2 protein-coding genes are annotated in these 1,688 nt (G+C 62.9%); both read left to right on the forward strand.

Annotated features, from left to right (window positions below; all coding sequences use genetic code 11):
- Positions 1-101: 101 nt before the first annotated feature.
- Positions 102-1,133, forward strand: a complete 1,032-nt coding sequence (locus RKE40_RS29530) for an IS110 family RNA-guided transposase (RefSeq protein ID WP_316021717.1) — start codon at positions 102-104, stop codon at positions 1,131-1,133.
- 276 nt (positions 1,134-1,409) lie between these two features.
- Positions 1,410-1,661, forward strand: coding sequence for a hypothetical protein (locus RKE40_RS29535; RefSeq protein WP_316021718.1), 252 nt, complete (start codon positions 1,410-1,412; stop codon positions 1,659-1,661).
- The last annotated feature ends 27 nt before the right edge of the window (positions 1,662-1,688 follow it).

Here is a 1,688-nt window from a genome sequence, read left to right on the forward strand (position 1 = left end):
AAAAGGTTGGGCCATTGGGCTCGCGTCGCGGATGCGATGCGGCGGTGGCCGATGCGCTTTAGGCTCCACCGATCCAGCCCAGCGGATCAGGGAGAAGAGCGATGGAGTGCTTTGTTGGCTTGGACGTTTCGGTGAAGACGACGAGCGTCTGCGTGATGGACGCAGGCGGAACGATCATCCGGGAAGGCAAGGCAGAGAGTTCGCCGGAGGCGATCGCCGCGTTCCTGTCAGGGTGCAATGGCCACTATTCGCGGGTCGGCTTGGAAGCCGGCCCGCTCTGCCAATGGCTCTATGCCGGTCTGGCGAAGGCAGGCTTTCCGGTGATCTGCATCGAGACCCGCCATGCCCAGGCGGTTCTCAGCGCCCGGCCGAACAAGACCGACCGCAACGATGCGCGTGGCATCGCGCAGATGATGCGGGTCGGGCTCTACCGCCCGGTCCACGTCAAGACGCTGGCCAGCCAGAAGATTAGAGCGCTGCTGAGCGGCCGGCGCTTCCTTCAGGCCAAGCTGCTCGATGTCGAGAACAGCATTCGCGGCCTGCTCCGCAATTTCGGCCTCAAGGTCGGCATGGTAACGCGGGCTGGCTATGAAGAGCGCATCCTCGAGCTGATCGAGGACGTGCCATCATTGCAAACGATCATCGAGCCAATGCTGGCGGTACGCCAAGTCATTCGTGAGCAATATGCCCGCCTGCACAAAAAGATGCTGGCTCTGGCCCGTGCCGATGACGACTGCCTCCTGCTGATGAGCGCACCCGGCGTTGGCCCCCTCATTGCCCTGACCTATCGTGCCGCGATTGACGAGCCTGCTCGCTTCCAACGTTCACGCTCTGTCGGCGCCCATTTCGGTCTGGCGCCGCGAACGCACCAATCTGGTGAGATCGACCGGCGCGGCAGGATCACCAAGAACGGTGACGAGACTTTGCGCTCGGCACTGTTCGAGGCGGCACTGGTCCTCTTGCGACCGCAGGCCAAGCCTTCGGCGCTGAAGGCGTGGGGCCTGCGTGTCGCCAAGCGTCGGGGTATGGCCAAGGCGATGATCGCTGTTGCCCGCCGCTTGTCCGTCATTCTGCATCGCATGTGGATCGACCGTGTGCCGTTCCGCTGGACGGACGAGCCAGTCCAAGCATGATCTAACCGACAGCCTTTCCGAGATCCGTCGCAGGGCGGAGCGATGTCCCCCGGGGACCGAAGGGCGGTGAGATCGAGGGCGGGTTGGGGACCGAAAGGTCACTCCGCGAAAAAGCGTGATCCACCACTCGTCGGACCCAACCATGGAGCGGCCAAAGCGCCGACTTCGGAGAGAAGCCAGAGACCTGGCGGGACTTTCCGCTCTCGACCCGTTGCTGACGCCGCTTTCGCGACGTGATACGCGGTGGGTACTCCGTCCGTGGAAGGGCTCGCGTAGATGACGACCGTATTTCTGCTCTTCCACACGCATGATCTCGGGGAAGGCGAAACGGACGACAAGATCATTGGCGTTTACGCTTCGCTGGCGGACGCTCAACAGGCCCAAGCGCGAGCCACGTTGCAAAAGGGGTTCTGCGACACACCAGAAGGCTTCGTGATTGATCCGTACGAGATCGGGAAGGATCATTGGCGCGACGGCTACGTCACAGTCGTCACGGGCCGGCCTCTTCCACGGGGAACACGCGACTGATCAGAGAGCCAACTTCCCCTTCCGGCC

It is taken from the genome of Allobosea rubneri (assembly GCF_032464875.1).
Taxonomy (GTDB): domain Bacteria; phylum Pseudomonadota; class Alphaproteobacteria; order Rhizobiales; family Beijerinckiaceae; genus Allobosea; species Allobosea rubneri.

Coding starts and splice junctions, on each gene's coding strand:
- RKE40_RS29535 (WP_316021718.1), top strand. CDS start 1,410: ATGACGACCGTATTTCTGCTCTTCCACACGCATGATCTCGGGGAAGGC.
- RKE40_RS29530 (WP_316021717.1), top strand. CDS start 102: ATGGAGTGCTTTGTTGGCTTGGACGTTTCGGTGAAGACGACGAGCGTC.